16 protein-coding genes are annotated in these 20,749 nt (G+C 72.4%); 8 read left to right on the top strand and 8 right to left on the bottom strand.

Translation table 11 applies throughout. The features are described 5' to 3' along the window. The first annotated feature begins 1,064 nt into the window (after positions 1 to 1,064). Positions 1,065 to 1,301, top strand: a complete 237-nt coding sequence (locus CLV70_RS22850; RefSeq protein WP_106128636.1) for a hypothetical protein — start codon at positions 1,065 to 1,067, stop codon at positions 1,299 to 1,301. 270 nt (positions 1,302 to 1,571) lie between these two features. On the opposite strand, the gene CLV70_RS22845 is transcribed toward CLV70_RS22850, so the two are convergent. Genes CLV70_RS22845 through CLV70_RS22835 form a run of 3 tightly spaced genes read right to left on the bottom strand, consistent with a single transcriptional unit; the run spans position 1,572 to position 6,846 of the window. After that, positions 1,572 to 2,795: a hypothetical protein gene (locus CLV70_RS22845; protein WP_106128635.1), complete on the bottom strand. Its 1,224-nt coding sequence runs from the start codon at positions 2,793 to 2,795 to the stop codon at positions 1,572 to 1,574. A gap of 35 nt (positions 2,796 to 2,830) precedes the next feature. Next, positions 2,831 to 4,519 carry a GTPase gene (locus tag CLV70_RS22840; RefSeq protein ID WP_106128634.1) on the bottom strand — a complete coding sequence of 563 codons (1,689 nt, stop codon included), beginning with the start codon at positions 4,517 to 4,519 and terminating at the stop codon, positions 2,831 to 2,833. Continuing rightward, on the bottom strand, positions 4,516 to 6,846 hold the full coding sequence (locus CLV70_RS22835; protein WP_425440199.1) for an ABC transporter: 2,331 nt from the start codon (positions 6,844 to 6,846) through the stop codon (positions 4,516 to 4,518). Before CLV70_RS22835 ends, CLV70_RS22840 begins: the two co-directional genes overlap by 4 nt. A gap of 362 nt (positions 6,847 to 7,208) precedes the next feature. On the opposite strand from CLV70_RS22835, the gene dnaK reads away from it, so the two are divergent. The 4 genes from dnaK to CLV70_RS22815 all read left to right on the top strand — a co-directional run bounded on the left by dnaK (position 7,209) and on the right by CLV70_RS22815 (position 11,432). Next, positions 7,209 to 9,083, top strand: coding sequence for a molecular chaperone DnaK (gene dnaK, locus CLV70_RS22830; protein WP_106128633.1), 1,875 nt, complete (start codon positions 7,209 to 7,211; stop codon positions 9,081 to 9,083). After that, positions 9,080 to 9,706, top strand: coding sequence for a nucleotide exchange factor GrpE (gene grpE / locus CLV70_RS22825; RefSeq protein WP_106128632.1), 627 nt, complete (start codon positions 9,080 to 9,082; stop codon positions 9,704 to 9,706). Before dnaK ends, grpE begins: the two co-directional genes overlap by 4 nt. A gap of 67 nt (positions 9,707 to 9,773) precedes the next feature. Beyond that, positions 9,774 to 10,967 (top strand): molecular chaperone DnaJ, encoded by a 1,194-nt coding sequence (dnaJ, locus tag CLV70_RS22820; RefSeq protein WP_106128631.1) that lies wholly within the window; start codon positions 9,774 to 9,776, stop codon positions 10,965 to 10,967. Between the two features lie 24 nt (positions 10,968 to 10,991). After that, positions 10,992 to 11,432: a heat shock protein transcriptional repressor HspR gene (locus CLV70_RS22815; RefSeq protein WP_106128630.1), complete on the top strand. Its 441-nt coding sequence runs from the start codon at positions 10,992 to 10,994 to the stop codon at positions 11,430 to 11,432. A 106-nt stretch (positions 11,433 to 11,538) separates the two neighbouring features. Here CLV70_RS22815 and CLV70_RS22810 read toward each other — a convergent pair whose 3' ends face one another. From CLV70_RS22810 to CLV70_RS22795, 4 genes are all read right to left on the bottom strand, one after another. Beyond that, complete coding sequence (locus CLV70_RS22810; protein WP_106128629.1) at positions 11,539 to 11,985, bottom strand: hypothetical protein; 447 nt, start codon at positions 11,983 to 11,985, stop codon at positions 11,539 to 11,541. A gap of 221 nt (positions 11,986 to 12,206) precedes the next feature. Then, positions 12,207 to 13,412, bottom strand: a complete 1,206-nt coding sequence (locus tag CLV70_RS22805; RefSeq protein WP_106128628.1) for a cation:proton antiporter — start codon at positions 13,410 to 13,412, stop codon at positions 12,207 to 12,209. Positions 13,413 to 13,419: 7 nt separating this feature from the next. Further along, complete coding sequence (locus CLV70_RS22800; RefSeq protein WP_106128825.1) at positions 13,420 to 13,917, bottom strand: cation:proton antiporter regulatory subunit; 498 nt, start codon at positions 13,915 to 13,917, stop codon at positions 13,420 to 13,422. Next, positions 13,865 to 15,124 carry a sugar efflux transporter gene (locus CLV70_RS22795; RefSeq protein ID WP_106128627.1) on the bottom strand — a complete coding sequence of 420 codons (1,260 nt, stop codon included), beginning with the start codon at positions 15,122 to 15,124 and terminating at the stop codon, positions 13,865 to 13,867. Before CLV70_RS22795 ends, CLV70_RS22800 begins: the two co-directional genes overlap by 53 nt. A gap of 171 nt (positions 15,125 to 15,295) precedes the next feature. Here CLV70_RS22795 and clpB point away from each other — a divergent pair, with 171 nt between their 5' ends. After that, positions 15,296 to 17,884, top strand: a complete 2,589-nt coding sequence (gene clpB, locus CLV70_RS22790) for an ATP-dependent chaperone ClpB (protein ID WP_106128626.1) — start codon at positions 15,296 to 15,298, stop codon at positions 17,882 to 17,884. A gap of 48 nt (positions 17,885 to 17,932) precedes the next feature. On the opposite strand, the gene CLV70_RS22785 is transcribed toward clpB, so the two are convergent. Continuing rightward, a complete protein-coding gene (locus CLV70_RS22785) occupies positions 17,933 to 18,112 on the bottom strand; it encodes a hypothetical protein (protein WP_106128625.1) in 180 nt (59 codons plus the stop codon). Positions 18,113 to 18,462: 350 nt separating this feature from the next. Here CLV70_RS22785 and CLV70_RS22780 point away from each other — a divergent pair, with 350 nt between their 5' ends. Both CLV70_RS22780 and CLV70_RS40460 read left to right on the top strand, forming a co-directional pair. Then, a complete protein-coding gene (locus CLV70_RS22780) occupies positions 18,463 to 19,458 on the top strand; it encodes a hypothetical protein (protein ID WP_146164126.1) in 996 nt (331 codons plus the stop codon). A 91-nt stretch (positions 19,459 to 19,549) separates the two neighbouring features. Then, positions 19,550 to 20,644 carry an FTR1 family protein gene (locus CLV70_RS40460; protein WP_211303845.1) on the top strand — a complete coding sequence of 365 codons (1,095 nt, stop codon included), beginning with the start codon at positions 19,550 to 19,552 and terminating at the stop codon, positions 20,642 to 20,644. Positions 20,645 to 20,749 lie beyond the last annotated feature (105 nt).

Raw genomic sequence — 20,749 nt, 5'->3', positions numbered from 1 at the left:
GGGTCTCCCCGGGGTCGGTCCCGCCGCCCGCGACCGGCTCGGCGCCGGTGCAGGGCCAGGCCCAGAAACGCAAGATCCGGGTGTACGCCGGGAGCAGACGTGACGAGGGCCCGGGCCCGTCGAGGGCCGGGGCTGCACCGGGCCGGTTCTCGCCGGGGCCGGGTGGGCCCCAGGGAGGTTCGGACCGGCTCTCGGCGGGGGAGGAGGCGTCTTCGGCCGGGTCTGATCGCCCCGGGTCGCATGTGCCCGGATCGCCGGCGCCCGGGCCGCATTCGCCGGGGTGGGGCCGGCCGTTGCCGGGGTCCGGGCCCGATCCCGTCGTGAAGCCGGAAGCGCCGGTCAAGGTGGTCGAGCCCGACGGTGGTGAACCGCCGGCGTCGGGAGGGCGGCCGGAGAAGCCGGGCACTCCGACCGCTCCGACCGATCCGACCGATCCGGCTGAACCAGCCGAACCGGCAGAACCGGCTGAGCCGGGACCGGGACCGGGATCGGAGCCGGGGTCGGGACCGGGGCCGGGATCGGGAAGCGACCCGCACTACCCCACCGACGGCAACCATTCCTCCGACGGCGACCACGGTTCGGACGATCCGAACGGGCGGGACGATCATGGCGACTCCGGGGGGCATGGGGGGCCGGGGGGTTCTGGCGACTCGCCGGAGCTTCCGCCGGGGAAGCCCGTTCGGCCGCCGTGGTGCTCGGATCGGTGGCACTGCTCGTCCCGGCCGGCGCATCACCATCGCCCGGGTTGGTCCGGCCGTCATGACTGCGATGACGCCGACCGTCGTACGCACCGATCACGCTATCGGGACGACCGGCGGCGGACTGTCACTGTCCACAGGTCACGGTCTGTGGATAAACGGCGGGCTGTCGTCCTCCACATGCCGCCGTCTGTGGATAGGCGGCGGGCTGCCGTCATCCACAACTCGCTGTCTGTGGATGCGCGGCGTGGGGGTGTGACTGTCCACAGCAGTCCTGTGGATGACCGGCCGGCTGCGGAACAACCGAAGACCGTCAGTCACCGCCGGGCCCAGCGTGCCCGGTCCGTCACGAGCCGGAGGTCGGCAATGTCCGAACGCCCGCAGAATCTCAAGTCCGCCCGAGCCGCCGGACGTACGCACAACAGCCACCGCCACCAGCCGGCGGCCGGGCAGCAGGACGACACGTCCTTCGCCGCGCGGGCCTACCGGGGCAGCCACCGGGCCGGCCGCCTGCACCGGCCCGAGGACCACCGCACGGCGGCTCTGCGCCGCAGCGCCGGATCGGGCCGCCACCACTCCGAACCCGACCGCCCCCACCGCTGACAAACCCCGCATCCAGCGGATGTCGCCGGTCGGGCGGTAGGAAGTGCGCGGGGAGCGTCGCTGGTCAGGCGTTAGCGGCCTGGGTCGTCGGCGGTGGGGCGGTAGGAAGTGCGCGGAGCGTCGTTGGTCAGGCGTTAGCGGCCTGGGTCGTCGGCGGTGGCCACCGCCGACGACCGCCGTCAGCTGAGCGGTCGTCGCGCGTGAGCGGTCGTTGCGCGGAGGCCCGGCGGTGTCCGGCCGACGGCGCGGCCGGGCTTCTGGCGTGTGCTGTCAGGAGTCGTCCGTCAGGCGGTGGCGGTTGGTTTCGATCCAGGCGTCGATGGCGTCCGGGTCGTTGGGGTCGACGCCTTCCGAGATCAGTTGGGCCACCGCCGCCGTTGCCGGGCTTCGCTTCTCGCCTGTGGCGTACAGGCGGGCGAATTCCGGGATCATTTCCTCGACCACCGTGTCCGTCTGTTCCGTGGCGGCTTCCGGGAGGCCCTTCTTCCTCATCGCGTACGCCGACCAGGCCCTGGTCACGCGGGGGAGCATCGCGGCGTCGTCCATGTCGAGGACCGCGCGGCGGTGGACCCAGTCGAGGAGGAAGAGGCCTGCCACCGCCGGGCTCCAGCGCAGCGGGTCGGTGTCCGGGAGGCTGGCCGCATGGTCCAGCAGGAGGCTGAGGCAGAAGTGCAGGGACGCCAGCTCGTCGTCGGCGGAGATGGTGTCCAGGCCGAAGCGCTGGGCTTCCGGGGAGGCGAGGAAGTCGCGGAGGAGTCTTTCCCGGTCGGGGCCGCTCAGCTCCGGGGGCTCCGGCAGCGGGGGGACCGTCGCCTTCGGCAGCAGGGCCAGGCGGGCCGTGGCCAGCGCGCGGTCCGTTGCCAGGTTGCCGTCCTGGGGGAGGTCGCTGATGTCGTCCGTCACCTCGAGGTGGCGGCCCACCTCGGCGCGCAGGCGGCCCGGGTCCTCCTCGCGGAACCAGGTCAGCTCGTCGCCCGCGCACATCTCGCGGACCTGGCCGAGGATGCGTTCCGCGGGGGCTCCCACGAACACGTCCTTGGTGATGCCGATGTTGTGGTCCACGAGCGCCACCACCGCGTGGTCGAGGCCGCCGTCCCCGGGGTCGTCGTAGGCGAAGGTGACCAGGTAGGACGTCTGGTCGCCGTACACATCGCCGTACGCGTAGCAGCCCGTCGGCCGGACCCGGCCGAGCTGGGCGACCCATTCGGGGGCCTGGGCTCCACGCCGGACCTCCGCGGCGCCCTCGGCGTCGGGCACGAGCGCGGCGAACACCTCGCGGATCGTCGTCGCGGAGGCCGTGCGGCGGCGGGTGGTGGTGGCGAGGAACTGGCTCACGAAGTCGCGGACCGCCGTAGCGCGGTCCGTCGTGGCTATCGCGTACACGCTGCCGAGGAGGGCGGTGCCCAGCATCTCGGCGTCCAGTGCGCAGCCGAGCTTCGCCACGTCGCGGGCCGCGTGCAGGACCGCGTCGTACGGATTCTGAGGTGCCGCCATGTCGCCGAGCCTACCGGTACGGCAGGCGCCGGGCCCTATTCCGAACGGACGACGGTCAGCGCCTCGCGGGCCTGGGCGTACCCGTTGAGCACCTCGCGGACGGGCGCCACGACGTACTCGCGGCCGACCTCGGTGACCGACGCGCGCAGCCGCTGCTCGGCCCGCCGGCGGGCGCGGCGAGCGCCCACGTTGACGATCGGGCGCAGCAGCACGGCCAGCAGGAGTCCGAGGATCAAGCCTCCGAGCAGCAGCAACGTCGGCAGCGGCACCTGGCCGATCTTGGGATCGTGGAATTCCGGCAGGCCGAGGACGCGGACCGCGTAGCCGGCGACGAGCCAGCCGAGGCCGGCCACCGCGGCGATGGTGAGCAGCCATTGGAGCAGGCCGACGGCGGTCCACCAGAACGGCTTGCGGTCCATGCCCAGATCGGTTTTCGCGACCGCGCGGTCGAGCGCGTCGGGCAGGTCGCCGAGCTTGGAGCGGGCGGCCGCGTTCAGCGCCGGCGCCCACACGTCCGGGATCGGCGCGGCGGCCCGCGCGGCCACCGCCCGCACCGAGAGACCGACCGCGGACTTCTGCGCGGCGTCGGCCTCCGGCAGGGAGGTCCGGGACACCGGCACGAGCTCCTGCGACGGCGTCTCCTCGGTGGGCTTGTCCGAGCCGATGTGCAACCGCTTCAAAGGATCAGGACGAAGCTTCCGTACGCCGCGCAGCAGCGGCCATCCGGTGCTCGCGATCGCCCGGTGCCGGTACGCCCCCTCGGCGGCCTCGGCCACCGCCGGCACCCCCGCGGAGGCGGCGAGGGCGTCGCTGAGCTGGCGTACGGTGGCGCGGTCGACCTCGTCCTCGGCGGCCGGCGGCCCGATGGCGGCGGCGAGCTGCTCGGCCACCGTGTCGAGGTCACCGGCGAGCCGGCGCAGCGCCGCCTGCCGGTCCGCGACCGTCTTCTCCAGGGCCGAGCGCAGCTCGTTGAGCATGCCCGGCTGCTTCGCCGAAGTGGCCATCGCCGGCACGCCGGTGAGCCCGTCCTCCTCGAGCAGCCGCTTGAGGTCGGTCAGCACGAGCTCGGTGTCGGTGGGTGACAGCCGGTCGGCCTGGTTGAGGACCACGATGGTGACGTCGCCGTGCGACCGGAACTGGCGCAGGTACGCGTTGTGCAGGATGCGGTCGCCGTACTTCTGCGGGTCGACCACCCACACGACCTGGTCGACGAGGCCGAGCAGGCGGTCCACCTCGAGCCGGTGGCCGCGTTCGACCGAGTCGAAGTCGGGCAGGTCGAGCAGGACCAGCCCGCGCAGGGCGGCCTCGTCCTCGCCGTCGAGCGCGCTCTCCCGGATGAAGCGCTGGCGTGGCAGCACACCGACCCAGTCGAGCAGGCGGTTGGCGGGCTCGAGCGGCCCCCACACGCAGGCGTGGGCCACCCCGGTGGTGGGCCGGCGCACGCCGACCGGCGACAGTTTCAGCCGGGCCAGCGCGTTGAACAGGCTGGACTTGCCGCTGCCGGTGCTGCCGGCCAGGGCGACCACGGTGTGATCCTGGGACAGGGCGAGCCGGCTGCCCGCGCGCTCGACCAGCGTGTGCGCGGCGACCAGGTCGTTGTCCGGAAGGTACGGGTCGGTGACGCGCAGGAACCGCTGCAACGCGTCCAGCCGCTCGGTGAGCTGCTCGGCGTCGATGCGATCGTCGCCGGTCAAGGCGCGCTTGACCTTCTCGGCGAGGTTCATGACGGCGTACCGGTCAACGCGAGTTCCTCCCTGGCCTGCTCCACGTCGGCCGCGGCCCGCCGCAGGGTGGTACCCGGTTCGAGCTCGAGCCCCACCGCGGCGGTGCGGTCCGTGAAGCGGGCCGCCTCCGCGTCGAGCAGCACGTTAACCCGGGACACGAGTTCCTCGCGCGCCCGGGCCGCCAGCGTACGGATGGCCTGATCGCCGAAGATCGCCTCGAGCACCTTCTGGGCCGCCACGGTGGTGCCGGCGCCCACCGCCACCTCCGCGCCCGTCGGGATGAACGCGGTGGAGGTGAAGACCGCGATCATGACCGCCAGCCCGACGCCGTTGACCGCGTACGCCGCACCGCGGGCCACGAAGCGCTTGTCGCCGGCCTCGGTGCGGACCAGTTCGAGCACCCACTGCTGCCAGTCGCGGACCACGCGCTCGGCCCGCTGCGGCAGGTCGGGTGACGGCTTCTGCAGCGACGGCTCCAGCAGCCCGGCGCCCGCCGGATGCGCCTGCCACGACGCGTACGCGCTCTCCGCGGCGTCCGTGGCGACCCCGCGCAGCAGCGTGACCAGCTGCGACTCGAGGGCGACCTGCAGGTTGCGGCCCGGGGCCGGCCGGCCGGTGACCGCGGCGACGACCTTGTCGCGCAGCTGACCGATCCGCGACTCGAGGGTGCGCAGGAACTCGCCGGTGCCGATGAACTCCTGCCAGCGGGCGAGCACCTCGCCGCGCAGCAGCCGGCCGTCCTGGAGGCCCTGCTCCATGGTCCGCCGGGCGTTGCGGTAGGCGGCGACGACCCGCTCGTCGAGCGCCTTCGCCGCGGTGGCCTGCTCGTCCGCGGCGGCGGCGAGCCCCTCCACGGCCGGTCCGAGGGCGGCGAGCGCGCCGTCCAGCGTCTGCCGCACCACGGTGGCGCGGGCGTCGGCGTCCGCCGCGAGCTGCGCGAACCAGTCGTGCAGCTGCCGGGTCGCGTCCTCGGGGAGCAGGCCCTGACCGTCCAGGGTGGTCTCCGGCAGCACGAACAGCGGGGCCGCGCCCATGTCGTGCTCGGTGAGCATCTCCGCCAGGTGCGCGGAGATCTCGCCGGCGGCCTCCGCGGGCACGCGGTCCAGCACCAGCGCGATCACGGTGCCGCGCAGCCGGGCCGTCGTCAGAAGTTCCCACGGTACGGCGTCCGCATAGCGCGCGGCGGTGGTGACGAACAGCCACAGATCCGCCGCGGCCAGCAGTTGCGCCGCCAGTTGCCGGTTGCGGTCGACGACCGAGTCGATGTCGGGCGCGTCGAGGAACGCCAGGCCCGGGCCGAGCGCGGGGGCCGAGACGAGCTGCAGCGTCTTCGGGTCGGCACTGGACTCCGCCGTACGCGTCAGCCCCGGCAGCAGTTCGCCCTGGCGGAACCAGGAGGCGTCGGCGGGGTGGCTGACCAGCACCGGCGAGCGGGTCGTGGGGCGCAGTACGCCCGCGGTGCTGACGGGGGCCCGCACCAGGCTGTTGACCAGCGTGGACTTGCCCGCGCCGGTGGAACCGCCGACGACCACCAGCAGCGGGGCGTCGAGCCGGGCCAGCCGGGGCAGCAGGTAGTCGTCCAGCTGCGAGACGAGCGCGGCGCCGACCCGCCCGGCCTCGTCGGCCGACGGCATGACGAGCGGGTACGTGGTGCCGCCGATCGCCGCGCGGAGCTGCGACAGGGCCGTGGCGAGCCGGCCGAGGGCGGCGGGTGGTTCGGTGGGCGGCCCGGGCTGGGCCGCCAGCCGCACCGGCCGGGCGGGAGCGCTCTCCGGCCTCGGCTCGGCCGTGGGACGCGCGGACAGGTCGTCGAGCGTGGCGGGGCGGCTCTGGGTGGTGACGATGTTGCCGGTGGTGGAGGCGCTGGCCGGCGGCCACTGCGGCGTGGCAGGCGGTCCAGCGGGCTCGGGCTCGGGCTCGGGCTCGGGTTCAGCGGCAGCAACAGCCTCGGTCTCGGGCTCCTCGTCGATGGCGACGGGTTCCGTGACGGGCTCGATGTCGGGCTCAGCGACGGCGACCGGCTCGGTGGTGGGCTCGGTGTCCGGCTCGGCGGCAACGGGCTCGGTGTCCGGCTCGGCGGCGGCAACGGGCTCGGTCTCGGGCTCGGCGGGCTCGGCGTCGGGCTCGGCCTCGGGTTTCGCTTCCGGCTCCGGCTCCTCGACGTCGGGCGATTCGGAGGCTGGGGATGAGGGCGAGGCGGGCTCGGGCTCGGGTGGCACGGTGTCGGTGGTCACGGTGTCGGGCGCGTCGGTGGGAGCCGCCGGCGCCTCCGGGGGCTCGGAGGGCGCGGTAGTGCCTCGTTCCTCGGGTTCGCCTTTGTCTGCCATCGATTCCGGCTCGTGGGGTGCTGCGTTCGGGGAGGCTGTGGGCGTACCGGAAAATCCGGAGGACCTGGCCGGACCACCGTTGGCCTTGGCTTTTTCGGGCGGTCCGTCGGCTACGGCGGGCGTGGCCGACGGACCGACCGCGTCACCGTGCGTCGTCACGGGTAAAGCGTGCCCGATCTATCCATCGCAGACAACAGGTACCCCACCCGTCGTGACCGGACGGGAACCTTCGGCACTCAACTTGCGCCGGGTTGACTCAACTTCGACTTGCAGTCTGGTGATCCCGTGGCATCATTGAGTCCGGTCCACTCAACTTGAGTACCGCACAGCTTTACAAGCCTGGTCAGAAGCGAGGAAGCAACATGGCACGAGCGGTCGGCATCGACCTCGGCACCACGAACTCCTGCGTCAGCGTTCTGGAAGGAGGCGAGCCCACCGTCGTCGCCAACGCGGAGGGTGCTCGGACGACCCCGTCCATCGTCGCCTTCGCGCGCAACGGCGAGGTGCTCGTGGGTGAGGTCGCCAAGCGTCAGGCGGTGACCAACCCCGACCGGACCATCCGTTCGGTCAAGCGTGAGGTCGGCACCAACTGGTCCATCGACATCGACGACAAGAAGTACACGCCGCAGGAGATCTCGGCGCGGGTGTTGATGAAGCTCAAGCGCGACTCCGAGGCGTACCTCGGCGAGACGGTCACGGACGCGGTCATCACCGTGCCGGCCTACTTCAACGACGCGCAGCGCCAGGCCACCAAGGAGGCCGGCGAGATCGCGGGCTTCAACGTGCTCCGCATCGTCAACGAGCCCACCGCCGCCGCGCTGGCGTACGGCCTGGACAAGGGCTCCAAGGAGCAGACCGTCCTGGTCTTCGACCTCGGCGGCGGCACCTTCGACGTCTCCCTGCTCGAGCTCGGCGAGGGCGTCATCGAGGTCAAGTCGACCTCGGGTGACAACCACCTCGGCGGCGACGACTGGGACCAGCGGATCATCGACCACCTGGTCAAGACGTTCCGCGGCGAGCACGGTGTGGACCTGTCGCAGGACAAGATGGCCCTCCAGCGCCTCCGGGAGGCCGCCGAGAAGGCCAAGATCGAGCTGTCCGCGGCGACCACCACCAGCATCAACCTGCCGTACATCACCGCCGGCCCGTCCGGCCCGCTGCACCTCGACATGAGCCTGAGCCGCGCCGAGTTCCAGCGCATGACGCAGGACCTGCTCGACCGCTGCAAGGGCCCGTTCGAGCAGGCGATCAAGGACGCCGGCGTCAAGGTCTCCGACGTCGACCACGTCATCCTGGTCGGCGGCTCCACCCGCATGCCCGCCGTGGCCGACCTGGTCAAGTCGCTGACCGGCCGGGACGCCAACAAGGGCGTGAACCCGGACGAGGTCGTCGCCGTCGGCGCCGCCCTGCAGGCCGGTGTGCTCAAGGGTGAGGTCAAGGACGTCCTGCTGCTCGACGTGACCCCGCTGTCGCTGGGCATCGAGACCAAGGGCGGCATCTTCACCAAGCTCATCGAGCGCAACACCACGATCCCGACCAAGCGCTCCGAGGTCTTCACCACGGCCGACGACAACCAGCCGTCCGTGCTGATCCAGGTCTTCCAGGGCGAGCGTGAGATCGCGGCGTACAACAAGAAGCTCGGCACCTTCGAGCTGACCGGCCTGCCCCCGGCGCCGCGCAACGTGCCGCAGATCGAGGTCACCTTCGACATCGACGCCAACGGCATCGTGAACGTGCACGCGAAGGACCTGGGCACCGGCAAGGAGCAGAAGATGACGATCACCGGCGGCTCCGCGCTGCCGAAGGACGACATCGAGCGCATGATGCGCGACGCTCAGGACCACGCCGACGAGGACAAGAAGCGCAAGGAGGACGCGGAGACGCGCAACCTCGCCGAGCAGCTTCAGTGGCAGACCGAGAAGTTCCTCGCCGAGAGCGGCGACAAGCTGCCCGAGGACTCGCGCAACCAGATCAGCGAGGCGCTGGGCGACCTGCGCGGCGCGCTGGGCGGCAGCGACATCGAGAAGATCAAGACCGCTCACGAGAAGCTGGCCACCGTCTCTCAGCAGGCCGGTTCCCTGCTGTACGCGCAGCAGCAGCAGGACGGCACGCAGGACACCCCCGGCCCGGACGGCACCCAGGGCGCGCCCGGCGGCGCGGCCGGTGCGAGCGCCGGCCCGCAGGGTGGCGCCGATGACGTCGTCGACGCCGAGATCGTCGAGGACGACAAGAAGTGAGCCGCGCGGACGACGAGAACGACGGTCAGGCGACCGAGCGCGTCGTCATCCGCGATCGCCGCAAGATCGACGTGAAGGGTAAGGACACCACGGTGACCAAGGAGGCCGAGGAGTCCCAGGAGACCAGGGGTGGCGCGCACCGCGCCGCCGAGGAACCCGAGGACGAGACGATCCCCACGCCGGGTCTCGGTGCGGAGCTCGAGGCCCTGCGGACCGAGCTGGAGGAGCGCACGCGCGACCTGCAGCGGGTGACCGCCGAGTACGCGAACTACCGCAAGCGCGTCGACCGGGACCGCAGCGCGGCCGCCGAGCAGACGACCGGCGCGGTGCTCACCGCGCTGCTGCCGGTGCTCGACGACATCGACCGGGCCCGCGAGCACGGCGACCTGGTCGGCCCGTTCGCCGCGGTGGCCGAATCGCTCGGCGCGGTGGTCGGCAAGCTCGGGCTCGTCGCGTTCGGCGAGAAGGGCGACCCGTTCGACCCCACCCGCCACGAGGCGGTGGCCCACCTGACGTCGGCCGACGTCACCGAGCCGAGCTGCGTCGAGGTCATGCGCCGCGGCTACACGCTCGGCGAACGGTTGCTGCGGCCGGCCATGGTCGCGGTCGCCGATCCGGAGTGACGATGTCCCGTCCCGCCCACCGGCCGGTGGGCGGGAGTCGTCGCACCCGCTGGAGGAGGTGGGCAGGATGAGTTCGAAGGACTGGCTGGAGAAGGACTTCTACGCCGTTCTCGGGGTGGGCAAGTCCGCCACCGCCGACGAGATCAAGAAGGCGTACCGGAAGCTGGCCCGGGAGAACCACCCCGACCACAACCCCGGGAACAAGGACGCCGAGGACCGGTTCAAGGCCGCGTCCGAGGCGTACGACGTGCTCTCCGACGACCGGAAGCGCAAAGAGTACGACGAGATGCGCTCCCTGTTCGGCTCGGGCGCGTTCCGTCGTGGTGCCCGGGCCGGCGGCAGCGGTCAGTTCGACCCGTCGGACCTGTTCGGCGGGTTCTCCGGGGCCGGCGCGGGCGCCGGCGGCGGTGCCGGCGACCGGCGGTTCGGCGGTGCCGGCTTCTCGGACATCTTCAGCTCGATCTTCTCGGGCGGGGGTGCGGGCACCGGAGGACGCCGGGGCCCGCAGCGCGGCCGGGACGTCGAGGCCGAGGTGACGCTCGACTTCGCGCACGCGGTGAAGGGCACGACGCTGCCCCTGACCCTGCGCTCGCCCGGGGTGTGCGACACGTGCCACGGCAACGGCGCCAAGCCGGGCACCGTGCCGCGGACCTGCCCGCAGTGCCACGGCTCCGGACTGATCTCTCGCAACCAGGGGTCGTTCAGCTTCTCCGAGCCGTGCCGGGAGTGCCAGGGTGCCGGCAGCATCGTGGACGAGAAGTGCCCGGAGTGCCGCGGCACCGGCGGGGTCACCAAGAACCGCACGATCAACGTCCGCTTTCCCGCCGGCGTCGCCGACGGTCAGCGGATCCGGCTGAGCGGCCGCGGCGAGCCCGGCGAGAAGGGCGGGCCCGCGGGCGACCTCTACGTCCAGGTCCGGGTACGCCCGGACGAGCTGTTCGGCCGCACCGGCGACGACATCACGCTCACCGTGCCGATCAGTTTCGCGGAGGCGGTGCTCGGGACCGACCTGCGCGTGCCGACCCTGGACACGCCGGTGACCCTGCGGGTGCCGCCGGGCACCCCCAGCGGCCGGACGTTGCGGGCCCGGGGCAAGGGCGTGCAACGTCGCGATGGACAGGCGGGGGATCTGCTCGTCACCATCGAGGTGCAGGTCCCGGCCGGGGTGTCGGACGAGGCCAGGGAGGCGCTCGAGCGCTTCGCGAAGCTGACGCCGACGCCGGAACGCGGCCGGATCGAGGCCCGGCTGCGCCGGGGATGACGGTGAACCTTCGGGAGGTGGCGCATGTATGAAGAGATCAGCATCTCGATGGAGCAGGCCTCCGACGCGAAGGTACTGATCATCTCCGTCGCGGCGAAGCTGGCCGGGATGCACCCGCAGACGCTGCGCCAGTACGACCGGCTCGGCCTGGTGCAGCCCGGCCGGGCCGGTGGTGGCGGGCGCCGCTACAGCGAGCGTGACGTCGCCCTGCTGCGCGAGGTGCAGAAGCTGAGCCAGGAGGAGGGCGTCAACCTGGCCGGCATCAAGCGGATCATCGGGCTCGAGCAGCTGGCGGGCGAGCTCCAGGAGCGGGTCGCCGAGCTGGAGGCGCAGTTGGAGGCCGCGTACCAGCGGATCGCCCAGCTCGAGTCGGTGGGGCCGTACCCGGGGCGCGACCTGGTGCGCCGGGAGCCGGCCTCGACCGCGCTGGTGGTGTGGCGCCCGCGGCGTTCCGGCGAGCGATGACGAGGACGGCCGCCGCTGAGCGTCAGCGGCGGCCGGAAATGCGGCGGCTTGCGGGAAGCCGGCGGGCGGAGCGCCGGCGGCGTGCGGTGAGCCGGCGGGCGGAGTGTCAGCGGCGGCCGAACATGGCGAGGCGGCGGGGGTGGCGGACCAGGCCGCCCTCGATCCAGTCCTCGTAGTCGAAGAGCTCGGGGCGGGTCATCAGCACCCGGCAGTTGTGCGCCCAGATGGACATCGGCTCGTCGCCGACCTCCTCCGCGCGTTCCACGTACTTCTTCAGCCGGCGCTTGCGCTGCGACGACGCGTTGGGGCGTACGCCGTCGGCGGCGTAGATGTACATGCAGTGCTGCGCGAACCGCCGGGCCGGGCACTGCCGGTCCATGGCCAGCTCGAAGAGGGTCGGTGCCAGCACGTCACCGGAGATCAGCAGGTCCCAGTCCGACGGCATGGCGTCGAGCGGCACGGCCTCCGGGTGGTAGGCCCACGCCTGCAACTCCTCCGGCCTCGGGTCGACCGGGTTGGCGAATCCGAAGAACGTCGACTCGCGCACGCTCACGATGCCGCCTCGTCACGATGGGTCATTTCCGCCGTCCTCCTCCGGCAGAGGGCCCGCGCCTGCGCCGGAGAGCCCCCTCAAGTCCGGCGTGTCGCTGGTCACCCTGTAACTCGATGTTGTCGCGGCGACACGGTAGCGCGTGGGAACACTCCGGCGGAAGTGATGAAGTATCACTTTCGGATACTGGCCGGTAGCTTTGAGCTGCCTGGCCCCGGTGCAGGTCAGTCGGTTGCGGGCAGCGGACCGGCCGGATGGCGCAGCGCCATCCGCCGGCGTACCAAAGTCTTGAACCAGGCGTAATCGGGCAGGCGCGCCAGCAGGGGCCCGCTGACCACGGTGATCAGCACGTACGCGGTCGCCACGGGGGCCAGTTCCGGCTCGACGCCGGAGGCCACGGCGAGCCCGGCGATGACGATCGAGAACTCACCGCGGGGCATCAGGGCGAGGCCGGTACGGATCTGACCGGGCAGCGCGATGCCGGCCCGTCGCGCGGCGAGGACGCCGGTCAGCACCTTGGTGAGCATCGTCAGCACGGCCAGGCCCAGCGCCGGCAGCAGCACCCCCGGCATCGCGGCCGGATCGGTGGAGAGGCCGAAGAACACGAAGAAGACCGCGGCGAACAGGTCCCGCAGCGGCGACAGCATCTGCACCGCGCTGTGCGCCACCTGCCCGGACAGGGCGATGCCGACCAGGAACGCGCCGACCGCGGCGGAGACCTTGAGCTCGGCGGCCACCCCGGCGACGAACAGGGTCAGGCCCAGGACGCTCAGCAGCAGCGCCTCGGCGTCCTTGACCGACACGAAGCTGGAGATGGCGTGGCCGTACCGGATCGCCACGACGAGGACGGCGACCACGGTGAGCACCGCGACGGCCAGCGCCTTCGCCCCGCCGATCAGCCCGACGCCGGCCAGCACCGCGGTGACCAGCGGCAGGTAGAACGCCATCGCGAGGTCCTCGATGACGAGCACGGACAGGATCACCGGCGTCTCGCGGTTACCGAGCCGGCCGAGGTCGCCGAGGACCTTCGCGATCACGCCGGACGACGAGACCCAGGTGATGCCCGCCAGCACCAGCGCCGCCTCCCAGCCCCAGCCGAGCAGCAGCGCGAAGCCGGCCCCGGGCAGGGCGTTGAACAGGGCGTCGATCAGCCCGGCGGGGGCGGCCGAGCGCAGGTTGCCGACGAGCTCGGTCGCCGAATACTCCAGCCCGAGCATCACCAGCAGCAGGATGACGCCGATCTCGGCGCCGATCTCGATGAACTCCTCGCTCGCCTGGAGCGGGAGGAGACCGCCGTGCCCGAACGCGAGCCCGGCGAGCAGGTAGAGCGGGATGGGCGAGAGCCCGATGCGGCGGCCGAGCCGGCCCAGCATGCCGAGCGCGAAGAGAAGCGCGCCGACCTCGATCAGAAGGATCGTCGTGCTGTGCACCGGCGCCTCAGTCGCGGGTATCGCCGGCGAGGATGGCGGTGACGCCGTCCAGGCCGTGCCGGGTGCCGACCGCGACCACCACGTCGTTCGCCTCGAAGACGAAGGACGGGCCGGGGGAGGCGATGACCTCCCGGTCGCGCAGCACGGCCACGATCGACGCGCTCGTCCGGGTGCGGGCCCGGGTGTCGCCGAGCTGCCGGCCCACGAACGGGGAGCCGGCGGGCAGGGCGATCTGCTCGGTGAGCAGTCCGGCCGCCTGCTGACGCAGGCCGGAGAGCTGGCCGAGCATGAGGGACGCGCCGAGGACGTCGGCCAGGGCCTCCGCCTCGTCGTCGGTGAGCGGTATCGCGGCGAGGCACGCGTCGGGGTCGTCCACGTCGTACAGCACCAGGTCGCGACGGCCGTTGCGGTGCGAGACCACGCCGACCGTACGCCCGGAGGACGTCACCAGGTCATGACGGACGCCGATACCCGGAAGTGGAGTCTGTTCTACCCGTACGCGCACGCGATCCACGGTAACCGGTGCCGGGGCGAACCACGGTCAGCAGTGCCAGACCGGCGAGGCAGAGAGCGGTGCAGATCACGTACGCGAGCCGGTAACCGAAGTGCTGCGCGACCCCGAACAGCGGCCCGGCGAGCATCGCGCCCAGCGGGAACGAGTTGGTGAAGAGCGTGGTGGCCCGCCCGGGATGCCGCGGCAGCATGTCCTGCATGTAGGTGATGCCCAGCCCGGACACGGCCGCGATGAACAACGCGTTGAGGACCTGCGCCCCGACCAGCACCCACACGCTCGTGGCGACCGCGGTCAGCGCGTAGTACGCGGCCCCGCACCCGGCCCCCGCGAACAGCAGCAACCGCAGCGGCAGCCGGGTGGAGAGCACGCCCAGCCCGAGCATCAGGGGAATCTCCAGCGCCGCGCAGAGACCCAGCACCAGTCCCGCGTCGGAGACCTCGCCGCCCAGGTCCGTACGGATGAACAGCGGCAGAGCTTGCACGGCCAGGGTGAGCGGGGTCTGCATCAGGGTGAACGCGGCGGCCGTGAGCAGCAGCGTCCAGCGGGCGGCATCGGGCGCGTCGACGGCCCCGGCATCGTCCGTGGCCGGCGCCGCCGCGGGCGCCCCGACCTCGTCCAGCCAGCAGATGCCGACCACCGCGGCGAGCCCGTACATGATCGCGGCGCCGCCGTAGACCCAGGTGAAGCCGCCCGTCGCGAGCAGGAACGCGGCCAGCGGCGGCCCGGCGACCCAGGCCAGCGAGAAGACCGTCCGCAGCCCGCTGATGCCCATGGCGGCCCGGTCGGGGGCGTCGCGTTCGAGCACCTGCCGGGCGTACGCGAAGGATTGCGGGAAGAGTGAGTTGGCGACGGCGAGGGCGGTGACGGTCAGGCCGAGCAGGATCCAGTAGTCGCGCACGACCGCCGTCAGAGCGCAGCCGGCCATCCCGGCCAGCGCTCCGCCGATGAGCAGCAGGCGCCGCACCGGGCCGCGGTCGGACAGCCGCCCGACCACGGTCGAGCCGAGCACCCCGGAGAGCGGCGCGACGATCAGGAAGACGGTCACCTTCAGCGGGCCGGCCTCGACGTCGGTGCTCAGGAAGAGCGAGAGGAAGGGCATGACCAGCGCGGTGGAGATGCCGACCGCGAGGAAGAGCAGGCCCAGGGGGAAGAGCGCGCGAGTGAGCCGCGGCGTATGCCGCACGGTTCCGGGGGCCATACGTCGGACGTTACGGGCCGCGGCGGGCGTCCGCCGCCGGATATCGCGGTAACGGACGTCTCTTTCCGGGTATGGACTCGCCGACCTAGAGTTGAGCGGAATAGACTCAAGTCTCAGATCGCTGATCCACGCGGATGCTGCATCTCTTGGAAGATCCGATCAGGGGAGCTCATGAACGCCGAACGCCTTACCACCAAGAGCCGCGACGTCATCACCGGTGCGGTCGCCGACGCCAACCAGCGCGGGCACGCCACCGTCGAGCCGTGGCACCTGCTCCTCTCCCTGCTGGACACCGGCGGGTCCACCGCGCCGGCCCTGCTGCGCGCCGTCGGCGCCAACCCGGCCGACGTTCGCCGCGCCGCGGCCCGGACCGTCGAGCAGCAGCCCTCCGCGCGCGGCTCCAGCACCGCCGAGCCCAGCCTGTCGCGGGAGTTCGTCAACGCCATCGGTGAGGCCGAGCTGATCGCCAAGCCGCTCGGCGACGAGTACATCTCCACCGAGCACCTCCTGGCCGGCCTGGCCCGGGTCGGTGGCCCGGTCGGCAAGGTCCTGCGCGACGTCGGCGCCACCGAGGAGACGCTCGTCGCGGCCTTCCCGTCGGTGCGCGGCGGCGACCGCCGGGTCACCAACCAGGATCCCGAGCAGACGTACAAGGCGCTGGAGAAGTACAGCGTCGACCTGACGGCGCTGGCACGCGAGGGCAAGATCGACCCCGTCATCGGGCGGGACGCCGAGATCCGTCGCGTGGTGCAGGTGCTCTCCCGGCGTACGAAGAACAACCCGGTGCTGATCGGGGAGCCCGGCGTCGGCAAGACCGCGATCGTCGAGGGCCTGGCCCAGCGCATCGTGGCCGGCGACGTGCCGGAGACGCTGCGCGACAAGAAGCTCGTCTCGCTCGACCTCGGCGCGATGGTGGCCGGCGCGCAGTACCGCGGCCAGTTCGAGGAGCGCCTCAAGAGCGTGCTCGAGGAGATCCGCAACTCCAACGGCCAGGTCGTCACCTTCCTCGACGAGCTGCACACCGTCGTCGGTGCCGGCAAGGGCGAGGGCTCGATGGACGCGGGCAACATGCTCAAGCCCATGCTGGCCCGCGGCGAGCTGCGCATGGTCGGCGCCACCACCCTCGACGAGTACCGGGAGCACATCGAGAAGGACCCGGCCCTGGAGCGCCGCTTCCAGCCGGTCGTGGTCGGGGAGCCGACCGTCGAGGACACCATCGGCATCCTGCGCGGGCTCAAGGGCCGCTACGAGGCCCACCACCGGGTGCAGATCACCGACGCCGCGCTGGTCGCCGCCGCGGCCCTCTCGGACCGCTACATCAGCGACCGGTTCCTGCCGGACAAGGCCATCGACCTGATCGACGAGGCCGCGTCGCGGCTGCGCATGGAGATCGACTCGCGGCCGGTGGAGCTCGACCAGCTCCAGCGGCAGGTCGACCGGATGCGCGTCGAGAAGCTCGCGCTGGAGAAGGAGACCGACCCCGCCTCGGTGGCCCGGCTGGAGCGGCTGGAACGCGACCTCGCCGACCGCGAGGAGGAGCTGACCGCCCTCAACGCCCGCTGGGAGCGCGAGCGCGGCGGCCTCAACCGGGTCGGCGAGCTGAAGAAGAAGCTCGACGAGACCCGGGCCGAGCTCGAACGCGCCCAGCGCGAGGCCGACTGGGAGCGGGCGTCCCGCCTGCAATACCAGGAGATCCCGGCGCTGGAGCGGGAGCTGGAGACCGCGGCCGCGGCGGAGGACGAGAAGACCGAGCCGCCGATGGTCAAGGAGGAGGTCGGCGCCGACGACATCGCCGAGGTCATCGCGTCGTGGACCGGCATCCCGGCCGGCCGGATGATGGAGGGCGAGACCGCCAAGCTGCTGCGCATGGAGGAGTCGCTGCAGGCCAAGGTGGTCGGTCAGGCCGAGGCGGTCGCGGCCGTCTCCGGAGCCGTACGGCGGGCCCGCGCGGGCGTCGCCGACCCGGACCGCCCCACCGGCAGCTTCCTGTTCCTCGGGCCCACCGGCGTCGGCAAGACCGAGCTGGCCAAGGCGCTCGCGGGCTTCCTCTTCGACGACGAGCGCGCCATGGTCCGCATCGACATGAGCGAGTACGGCGAGAAGCACTCCGTCGCCCGCCTCGTCGGCGCCCCGCCCGGGTACGTCGGCTACGAGGAGGGTGGACAGCTCACCGAGGCGGTGCGGCGGCGGCCGTACAGCGTGGTGCTGCTGGACGAGGTGGAGAAGGCCCACCCGGACGTCTTCGACGTGCTGCTCCAGGTGCTCGACGACGGCCGGCTCACCGACGGCCAGGGCCGTACGGTCGACTTCCGCAACGCGATCCTGGTGCTCACCTCGAACCTGGGTTCGTCGGTCATCTCCGACTTCACCCTCGGCGAGGAGGAGCGGCGCGAGGAGGTCATGGCGACCGTGCGCTCGCATTTCAAGCCGGAATTCCTCAACCGGCTCGACGACATCGTGGTGTTCCACGCGCTGACCGCCCAGGACCTCGCGGCCATCGTGGACATCCAGCTCGGCCGCCTGCGCAGCCGGCTCGCCGACCGGCGGCTCAGCCTCGACGTCACCGAGGCGGCGGTGCACTGGCTCGGCGAGCACGGCTACGACCCGATCTACGGTGCGCGGCCGCTGCGCCGGCTGGTCCAGTCGGCGATCGGTGACTCGCTGGCCAAGGCGCTGCTGGCCGGGGAGATCGTCGACGGCGACACGGTCGTGGTCGACCTGAGAGATCAGAAGGACGGGCTGCGCGTCGCCCGTGCGTGACGCCCGCTCATGACGAAGGGCCCCGAGTTTCCTCGGGGCCCTTCGCTGTCAGCTGGCCCGGGCCTCCCGCTGGCGGTAGGCGTGGGTCATGAGGATGTCCGTGAGGGCGTGCTCGCCCTCGTCGGACCAGATCCTGATCCCGTCGCGGTGGAGCTGGTACCGGACGTCGGTGTAACGGGTACGGGTGTCGTCATGGTGAACGACGGTCAGGGTGTCTGCGTGCGGCATGGGACTCACCGGTCCTTACGGGGTCTGGGGCGGCCGCGGTGTGGACACGCGGCCTGCGCAATCGGGAAGGCGCCCTGATCCGGTCTGCCTGGGCCCCGGCGAGGAAGGAGCGGGGGCGGCGACCCGGTCGGGCACAGGGCGGCGCCGAGGGACTCAGTTGCCTGCGGCGCGCCACGGGATGGAAGTGTATGGGTCGGGATCGACTCCTGTCGCCCCCTCGAACGAGCGACCTGTTTCATCCGATTTCGTCCTATGTCGGGCGATATTGCCACAGTTGCGGATCTTGTACCGGCGGATCGTCGATTCTGGCAGCCGCCCGTTACCGTGTGTGGATCTAGGAGGGAGCGCCGATGTATCCGGGAGCACCGGCACCGAGTTCACGCCCCACGGTCGTCACCGTGTCGTCGTACCTGCTGTATTTCAGCGCCGCCGCGTCGGTCGTCAGCGCGCTGTTGTCGCTCACCACCATCAGCACGATCTCCGACGTCTACCGCGACCTCTACGCGGACACCGCGGACAGCGGGCTGGAGAACATCATCGTCGGCGTCAGCGTGGTCGGCGTGGCGATCAACGTCCTGTTCGCGGTCGGGCTGGTGATCCTCGGCCTGTTCAACGGCCGGGGCCGCCAGGGTTCCCGGATCACCACGTGGGTGATCGGCGGCATCTTCCTGTGCTGCAACGGCTTCGGCCTGATCGGCAACGCGGCGACCAGCGGCATGAACCTCGACACGGGCAGCACCACCGGGCCGAGCGCGCGCGAGATCGAGCAGCGACTCTCCGACGCCCTCCCGTCGTGGTACACACCGATCACGACGACGCTGACGGTTGTCCTGGTGCTCGCCATGCTGGCGGCGCTGATCCTGCTCGTGCTGCCCGCGGCGAACGCGTATTTCCGCAAGCCGCAGGCGACCTGGGACCCGTCGATGCCGTACCCGTACCCGGGGCAGCCCGGCTATCCGGCGCCGGGCTACCCGCCGGTCGGGTATCCGCAGCCGGGTCAGCCGCCGTATCCGGCGCCGGCGTCGTACCCGCCGTACCCGGGGACCGCGGAGCCGTCGACGCCACCGCCGGTCACGCCGCCGCCGGGGCCGTCCGATCAGGCGCCGCACACCGGGAGCGTGCCGGCGACCGATCCGTGGAGCGTGCCGACACCGCAGGCCCCACCGTCGCCGTCCCCCTCACCGTCCTCCTCGCCGGACGCGCCCGCCGATCGGGATGCGCCGCCGGCGTCCGGGCCCGATCGGGATGCGCCGCCGGCATCCGAGCGGGATGCGCCGCCGGCGCCGGAGGCCGGGCCGGACTCGCCGCCTGAGCAGCCCGGCCAGCAGCCCACCGATCCGTCCTGACAGCAGTGCTCTCGCGCGCCGCCGGGTAAGCCCGGCGGCGCGTCGCGCGTCCAGGTAGGTTCGTCCGCAACGGATCACCCGGGAGACCTGAATGTCGTACGCAGTGCAGCACCCGGCCGCCGCGGCCGGTCCCGCGCCCGCCGCGACGCCACGCCGGCCGGTCCCGGTCGCGTTCGCGTCCGTCCTGCTGCTGGTCATGGCGGTGGTGGGACTCGGGTACGCGGTGGCCACGCTCGCCGTCGCGCCCGGCACGGTCGACCGGTTCCGGCAGGCGGCGGGCGACCGTCCCGACGTCGACGGGTACGTGACCGTGGTGTGGATCAGCGCGGCCGTCGGCGCCGTCCTGGCGGTGCTCCTCTTCGCCCTGTACGTCGTGCTCGCCCTGGGGCTGCGCCGCGGCAGCAACGGCGTACGCATCGCCACCCTGGTCGTGTGTGTGCTGGGTCTCCTGGCCGGTGGTGCGGCGACCCTGACGATGGTGGCGCAGGAGGGCTGGAATTCCCTGCCCGGTTCGGTGGGGGCGGCGCTGTCGGACGCGTACCCGGGGCCGTGGATCGGGTTGAACGTCGGCCTGAGCGTGGCCCAGATGATCGGGTACGCGGTGGTGGCCCTGCTCCTGCTGACGGCCCCGCGAGCCTTCTTCGGCAGGGCGACCGAGCAGGGCCGGTCGGCGACCCCCGGTCAAGCACCTCCCCCGGGCTACGCGCCTCCGCCGGGCTACGCGCCCCCGCCCGGCTATGGGCCTCCGCCGGGCTATGGGCCTCCGCCCGGTTACGGAGCTCCTCAGGGCTACGGTGCGCCCGGCTCCTACCCGCCCGCCCAGTACGGCCCGCCCGGCGCGTACGGGCCGCCTCAGGGTGGCTACCCGCCCCAGCCGATGTACGGAGCCCCCTACCCGTCCGCCCCCGCCGTGACGCCCCCGGTGGAGAACCCGGGCGAGCCGAGCCCGTGGGCCGCGCCCGTCGCCCCCGAATCTTCACCCTCCGTTGCCGAGCCGGCCGCCGAACCGACGCCTCCGGTTTCCCCTGCCGCCCCGGCCGCCTCACCGTCCGTTGCGGAGCCCGCCTCGGGTTCGCCGTGGACGGCGCCGCCCGCGGGTGACTTCCCGGCCACGCCCGACGCCGCCGGCGCCACCCCCGCCCCGCAGCCTCCCGACGAGGGTTCCGGGACGCGTCCGTCCAGCTGACGGGGTAGACGACATCGACGGATGTGCGTCACCCGAACGGGTACCGTTGAGCGACGAGGGTCCGTTCGACGGCGCTGTCCGGACGGGCTTTCCCCGAGGACGGGC

Source organism: Pseudosporangium ferrugineum, assembly GCF_003002065.1.
GTDB lineage: Bacteria > Actinomycetota > Actinomycetes > Mycobacteriales > Micromonosporaceae > Actinoplanes > Actinoplanes ferrugineus_A.
Note: the sequence above shows the minus strand (reverse complement) of the source record. Positions and strands in the feature narration are given on the sequence as shown.